Genomic DNA, 6,744 nt, shown 5'->3' on the forward strand with positions numbered 1-6,744 from the left:
GATGCACTTGTTTTATACGCCAGATCTGATTGCCGGTCAATCTCATTACCAGTTAAACGAAGAAGAAAGTAAGCACTGTATCCGTGTGCTTCGCTTGGAAAAGGATAGCGAAGTACAGTTAATAGATGGTAAAGGGGGATTATACACTGCGTCAATAGCGGATCCGCACCCCAAGCGTACACTGCTTGTCATTAATTCGGCTATACAAGCATATCAAAAACGAAACCATTACCTGCACATTGCAGTTGCCCCAACTAAAAATATTGAACGCCTGGAGTGGTTTCTGGAAAAAGCCACAGAGATAGGTATTGATGAAATTTCATTGATTATCTGCCAGCGTTCTGAGCGTAAAGAGGCCAAGGTAGACCGTTTGAATAAGATCATCACCTCGGCCGTAAAGCAATCTTTAAAGGCCTATCACCCCATCCTGAATGAGGCCATCCCATTAGTCAAGTTATTATCAACGCCATTTAAAGGGCAGAAATTTATAGCACATTGCGAGACGGGAGATAAGATCGATCTTAAATCGGCCATCCAGCCTCATGGAAATTACCTGGTATTGATAGGGCCTGAAGGCGATTTTACGCCACACGAAATAGATGAAGCTTTAAAAAGTGATTTTAAAGCCATAACTTTAGGAGATAGCAGGCTGCGCACAGAAACTGCCGCGCTTGAAGCCTGCTTTGAAGTTAACTTTTTAAACCGCTGATGAAATTCAGAATAACCATTATAGCATTGGGCCTATGCCTGTTTATATGCGGCTTTACAACACCCGCATATAAACTGGCCAGGTTAAAATATAATGGCGGCGGCGATTGGTATGGCGACCGTACCGCACTTACGAACCTTATTAAGTTTTGTAACAGTAATCTGCACACCAACTTTAGTGCAGAGGAGGAAACTGTAGAAGCCGGCAGCGCCGAGCTTTTTAACTATCCCTATATTTTTATGACAGGCCACGGCAACGTGGTTTTCTCTGACTTGGAAGTACGCAACCTGCGGAAGTATTTAACAGGCGGCGGCTTTTTGCATATCTGCGATAATTATGGCCTGGATCAGTTTATCCGTCCGCAGATGAAGAAGGTATTTCCTGAACTGGATTTTGTAGAGCTGCCATTAAACCACCCTATCTATCACCAAAAATATGAGTTTGCCACTGGCCTGCCAAAAATACACGAGCATAACGATAAGCGGCCGCAAGGTTTCGGCCTGATATACAAGGGGCGTTTGGTTTGTTTTTATGACTACGAGTGCGACTTAGGTAATGGCTGGGAGGATTATGGAACCTATGCTGGTGACGCGCAAGAGACACGCTTAAAAGCGCTTAAAATGGGAGCCAACCTAGTGCAATATGCATTAATACAATAACAATGTATAAGATAAAGGTAAACAACCAACAAGATTTTTCCGTATCCCGCAAGGACGATAAACTGACGATTAATGAACAGCTGGTTAAAGCTGATATTGCCGCTGTGGGATCATCTCTGTTTCATGTTTTGCATAACCAGCAATCGTACAATGTGGAGGTGGTTAGCTTTAATGCTACAGAGAAAACGGCCGAAATTAAAGTGAATGGCAATACTTATAGTATTACTTCAAAAGATCAGTTTGATATTCTGCTGGAACAACTGGGTTTTAATCATTTAAATGCCGGTGCAATAAGCGACCTTAAGGCACCAATGCCGGGCATGGTACTTAAAGTTTTTGTGAACGAAGGAGACGTATTGCAAAAGGGCGATAACCTATTTATACTCGAAGCCATGAAGATGGAAAATATTATTAAAGCTCCGGCAGATGCCACGGTAAAATCTGTTAAAATTAAAGCAGGAGATAAGGTGGAAAAGGGGCAGGTGTTGATTACTTTTTAATACCTGTAAATAGTAAAACAAGAAAGGCCTTTCAATTTGAAAGGCCTTTCTTGTTTTATAATGATATAGTTTATTTAGCTTTTGCTTTGTATGGTTTTGGCTTACGCTCAACAAAGTGAGGGCGGCTATCCGGGTGAATTTCAGTTGCACCAACCATGGTCATTGCGCAACGGAAACCAATTTCGGCACTGGCATCATCCTGATCCATAAAACGGCGGGTAGCTGGGTTTAACCACATAGCCCTGTCATTCCATGAACCACCTTTGTATACTTTAGAGTGGTCGTTTACTAAAGTAGTAACACCATATAACACCGTGCTGGTAGAATCTTCAAAACCACGCTGATCTGCAGTATAAGGTTTACCTGAGCCATTTTTGATATCTGCCGGGATACTGCCTGGCGCTGTGGTACCGGTTGCTGCAATAGCAGGGGCAGCAGGGTTTGCGGCAATACCTGCCGGTAATGTTGCACCATTTGCTGGTGTAGCATTAGCATTGTTAACTGTTGCAGCTTGTTGTTGTGCTACAGTAAGCTCGCTCCATTTTTGTTTCTTATTAGATTTTGCAGCGTCTTTAATAGGGCGGCCGTATTTATCTTTAGCTAACAATCCTTTTTCAGGATCAGCCATACGTTTGTCTTTAAACTCGTTACCACGGAAAGGGTTAAAGTCATCAACATCTTCAAATGATAACTGGCGATAAGTATCGGCAGTCCACTCGTTAACGTTACCTGCCATGTTGAACAAACCAAAATCGTTTGGTACAAATGATCTTACAGGGGCAGTAATATCAGCTTTATCATTCAGATAACCGCCAACACCCATGTTGTCACCATCGCCGCGTTTAAAGTTAGCAAGCATTAAACCACGGGTTCTCTTTTTAGGAGAGCGCATGCCCATGCCATTCCAAGGGTACATTTTACCATCAGTAATGTTTTCGTTCTCGGTGTTTCCAACAAGTCCTAAAGCAGCATATTCCCATTCTGCTTCTGATGGTAAGCGGTAAGCCTGTTTAAGGATACCGTCTTCCATCCCAACAGTACGGGTTGGTTTGCCACCTTTTTTGCCGCCTTGTGCAGGTTTAGCATTAGGGTTAAGGTCAGCCATCATATGTTTACCATCAACGCCCGGGCCTTTTATCTGGCCGTTTAAGTAAATTTCAGTATTGAAAGGTTCTTTGCTTCCACCTGCAGCAGGTGCAGCACCGGCAGCGCCTTTTTTGCCTCCGCCTTTATTGGCTGCATCTTTCCAGGTAACCAGCTGGCCAGACTCGCGCAAAATGTTTTCATTCATGCGGTCGGTACGCCAGGTACAGTATTCCTGTGCCTGATCCCAGGTAACACCAACAACAGGATAATCCTGAAATGCAGGGTGCCTTAGGTAGTTATCCACGTAAGGCTCATTGTATGATAGTGGTTTACGCCACACCAAAGTATCGGGCAGTGCATTATAATATAATTCCCTATCACCAGGATAGTTAATATTTAACCAGTGTAAATACTCCAGCCAGTCTACATTGGCAACCTCGGTATCATCCATGTAAAAAGAAGGAACAGTTACACGACGGCGTATATTATTATAATCAAAACTTACGTCCTGGTCGGCACTGCCACCCAAAACAAAAGTACCACCTTCAATAGGAACTAAGCCCGGACCCGGAGCCGGGTGCGTTTTTTTAAATACCTGGAAACCTCCATTGTATTTATCATTGTACTTCATACCGGTTTTAGCAGACTGCGGATGCTTCTTGCAGCTTGTTAGCATGGCTCCCAACCCAAACATCACCAAGGCACACCAGGTAAAATTTCTCTTCATATTGTACATGTAGTTATTCAGAATGTAAATATAATTATTTTTTAAATATCTATTTAGCAAAATCATTGACATTTGTTCAAAAAAAAACTATTGTTATTGAGCTTTTTACGGCAGAATAGCTATTGAGTTACAATTATTTATGTAAAACTGTTGTAATAACTTTTTTTAGTTATTGTTAAACTGCCGGAATAACAATAATATTGTCTTGAATGGGTCAAAACTATACCAAACTTTGAAAAAGCTTTTATTGCATAAATTACGGAGTATCACATTAACTTTAAGTGTGTTATTTCCGGTTGTAGCGCTGGGCCAGGTTATTGGGACCGGCGGCACCAATACCAATGGAAGTAACTCCGGGGCTATTATAACAGGAGTTCCTTTTTTAAATATCACACCCGATTCGCGATCCGGCGCAATGGGCGAGGCAGGGGTTGCGCTTTCGCCGGATGTAAATGCTAACTTCTGGAACCCATCAAAGCTGGCTTTTTTAGAAAATAATAATAGCCTGGCTATATCTTATAGCCCATGGTTGCGCAAATTGGTGCCGGATGTTAGCCTGTCATACCTTAGTTATGCCCATAAAGTGGACGACAGAAACAGCATTGGTGCTTCATTAAGATATTTTAACCTGGGATCTATTCAATTAGTTGATGCCAACCAGCAGGATATGGGTACTTACACACCGAGTGAGTTCTCTATCGACGGATCTTTTGCACGCAAGTTTGGTAAAGAGTTTTCGCTGGGCTTAACCATGCGATATATTCACTCGAGTTTATATAACGGGTCATTTTCGGGAGGACAGCAAACCAGCGCAGTAAATGATATTGCTGCCGATGTGTCTTTATTTTATCAGCATCCCGGCGAACTTTTTGGCAAGCCATCACTTTTTGCATTTGGTACCAATATTTCTAACATAGGGCCAAAAATCAATTACACTTCGGGCGGGCAAAATTACTATCTGCCAACCAACCTCAAAATTGGTGCTGCCAATACCTTAAATATTGATGAGTACAGCCAGCTTACGGTAACGCTTGATATTAACAAGTTACTGGTGCCAACCACCCGGTATGATGCCAGCGGTAATATTACATCGGGCGATAAATCTGTACCGAGCGCCATATTTGGTTCTTTTAGCGATGCGCCGGGCGGGGCAAGCGAAGAGTTTAAAGAAATTAGTTATTCGCCGGGCTTAGAGTACTGGTATAATAAACAGTTTGCGTTGCGTGCGGGTTATTTTTATGAAAACCCAAGCAAAGGCAACAGGCAGTACCTAACCCTGGGTGCCGGCCTTAAATATGATATTTTTGATCTGGACTTTGCCTACCTTGCTGCCAGCCAGCAAAAAAGTCCGTTGGCTAATACCCTGCGTTTTTCGGTATTGATCAATTTTCTATCGGGTAAACCAAAAACTAAATGAGTAAAATTCGTGTAGGCTTTGGGTTTGATGTACATCAGCTTAAAGAAAATCATCCTTTTATTGTTGGCGGTGTTCATTTAGAACATCATTCTGGTGCTTTTGGGCATTCGGACGCTGACGTGCTTTTACACGCCATTTGCGATGCCCTGCTGGGTGCTGCTAACCTGCGTGATATTGGTTACCATTTTTCTAATACAGACGAGCGCTGGCGAGGCATTAGCAGCCTTATATTGCTGGAACATGTTGTTGTATTGCTGGCTGAAAAAGGCTGGTCTATAGGGAATATAGATGCCATGATTTGCCTGGAGGCACCTAAGATTAACCCGCACGTACCGGCCATGAAAATTAACATAGCCAAAGCTGCCGGTATTAGCGAAGATGATATTTCTATCAAAGCCACCACCAACGAACAGCTAGGTTTTATAGGCCGCGAAGAAGGTGTGGTTGCTTATGCTGTATGCTTAATAGAAAAATAACTCCTGTTATTTAGAAAAACATAAAGAACCTGCTACTTAGGATTACTCCTTCGTAGTAGGTTCTTGTTTTACGCTTACATTACCGGTACGTTTAAGTACTCCCCACCCGCTTAACTCGCCTTTTACAGCTTTACGGATAGATTTAAACAATACGTAATACATCAACTGGCGCCAGATGAAACGCTGCGGTATAATATAAACCAGTTTCTTATAGTCCTCTTTCTCCATCCAGAAAGCGATGGCCGCAACGATACAGTCCAGCACAATAAAGGCTACGTAATAAAAGAGGATCTTACCCGGTTTGTCGCTGAATAGGCCAATGATCATTAACAGATCGGCCAGTGGCGAAAACAGTGGTAAAACGATCTGGAAGATGAGGATGTTAGGCATCCCCACCATACCAAAGTATTTATACTTTTTGTTGAACAATGCATCTCGATTTTTCCAGAAACTCTGGATAACCCCAAAGCTCCAGCGAAAACGTTGTTTTAATAAGGCTCCCAGTTGTTCGGGGGCTTCGGTATATGCAATAGCCTCTGCGCAATTTTTAACAATGTAGCCTTGCTTAAGGATACGCATGGTTAAATCGCAATCTTCGGCAAGAGTATCATAAGTAAATCCTCCGGCCTTAAATATAGCCTCTTTACGGAATGCGCCAATAGCTCCCGGCACAACGGTAATGCTGTTGAGCAGATCGAATGCGCGGCGGTCCATATTTTGGGCCGTAATGTATTCGATAGACTGCCAGCGGGTAATCAAATTAGTTTCGTTACCTACTTTTACGGTGCCGGCTACCGCGCCTATTTCATCATCGGTAAAATAAGTCATGAGGTGGAAAATAGCATCATCCTTAAGCTGGGTATCGGCATCAATACAAACCAAAAACTGGTGAGATGATTGGGCGATACCAAAGTTAAGCGCCGATGCTTTACCGCCATTTGGCTTGGTTAAAACTTTAACTAACGGATGGTTGCCATACGCTGCATCCACCACAGCAAAGGTGGTGTCCTTCGATCCGTCGTCTACAAAAATGATCTCTAATAATGGGTACTCGAGCTTCAATAAGCTTTCGATTGTTTTTATAGCAGTAACCTCTTCGTTATAGGCAGGTACAATAATGCTTACCGGCTGCAGTTTTGGATTAGCAAGGCGGCCCGGGGTTGATTTTTT

7 protein-coding genes are annotated in these 6,744 nt (G+C 42.8%); 5 read left to right on the forward strand and 2 right to left on the reverse strand.

The window, feature by feature from the left end:
- Position 1 precedes the first annotated feature (1 nt).
- From RG47T_RS23960 to RG47T_RS23970, 3 genes are read left to right on the forward strand one after another with little or no spacing between them, the layout of a single operon-like run.
- Complete coding sequence (locus RG47T_RS23960; RefSeq protein ID WP_074492526.1) at positions 2–709, forward strand: 16S rRNA (uracil(1498)-N(3))-methyltransferase; 708 nt, start codon at positions 2–4, stop codon at positions 707–709.
- Positions 709–1,368, forward strand: a complete 660-nt coding sequence (locus tag RG47T_RS23965) for a DUF4159 domain-containing protein (protein ID WP_074492528.1) — start codon at positions 709–711, stop codon at positions 1,366–1,368. The genes RG47T_RS23960 and RG47T_RS23965 overlap by 1 nt, the downstream gene beginning before the upstream one ends.
- Positions 1,369–1,370: 2 nt before the next feature.
- The gene (locus RG47T_RS23970; protein ID WP_074492530.1) at positions 1,371–1,868 is read left to right on the forward strand and encodes an acyl-CoA carboxylase biotin carboxyl carrier protein subunit; all 498 of its coding nucleotides are present in this window, start codon (positions 1,371–1,373) and stop codon (positions 1,866–1,868) included.
- Positions 1,869–1,938: 70 nt separating this feature from the next.
- Here the strand turns inward: RG47T_RS23970 and RG47T_RS23975 are convergent, their stop codons facing one another.
- Complete coding sequence (locus RG47T_RS23975) at positions 1,939–3,681, reverse strand: SUMF1/EgtB/PvdO family nonheme iron enzyme (RefSeq protein ID WP_074493726.1); 1,743 nt, start codon at positions 3,679–3,681, stop codon at positions 1,939–1,941.
- A 232-nt stretch (positions 3,682–3,913) separates the two neighbouring features.
- On the opposite strand from RG47T_RS23975, the gene porV reads away from it, so the two are divergent.
- Both porV and ispF read left to right on the forward strand, forming a co-directional pair.
- The gene (porV, locus tag RG47T_RS23980; RefSeq protein ID WP_245770795.1) at positions 3,914–5,098 is read left to right on the forward strand and encodes a type IX secretion system outer membrane channel protein PorV; all 1,185 of its coding nucleotides are present in this window, start codon (positions 3,914–3,916) and stop codon (positions 5,096–5,098) included.
- The gene (gene ispF, locus RG47T_RS23985) at positions 5,095–5,574 is read left to right on the forward strand and encodes a 2-C-methyl-D-erythritol 2,4-cyclodiphosphate synthase (RefSeq protein WP_074492532.1); all 480 of its coding nucleotides are present in this window, start codon (positions 5,095–5,097) and stop codon (positions 5,572–5,574) included. The genes porV and ispF overlap by 4 nt, the downstream gene beginning before the upstream one ends.
- Positions 5,575–5,616: 42 nt before the next feature.
- Here ispF and RG47T_RS26910 read toward each other — a convergent pair.
- Positions 5,617–6,744: glycosyltransferase family 2 protein (locus RG47T_RS26910; RefSeq protein ID WP_253187551.1), on the reverse strand; the 1,128-nt coding region annotated here is incomplete at its 5' end.

It is taken from the genome of Mucilaginibacter polytrichastri, from assembly GCF_001911425.1.
GTDB classification, from domain to species: Bacteria; Bacteroidota; Bacteroidia; order Sphingobacteriales; family Sphingobacteriaceae; genus Mucilaginibacter; species Mucilaginibacter polytrichastri.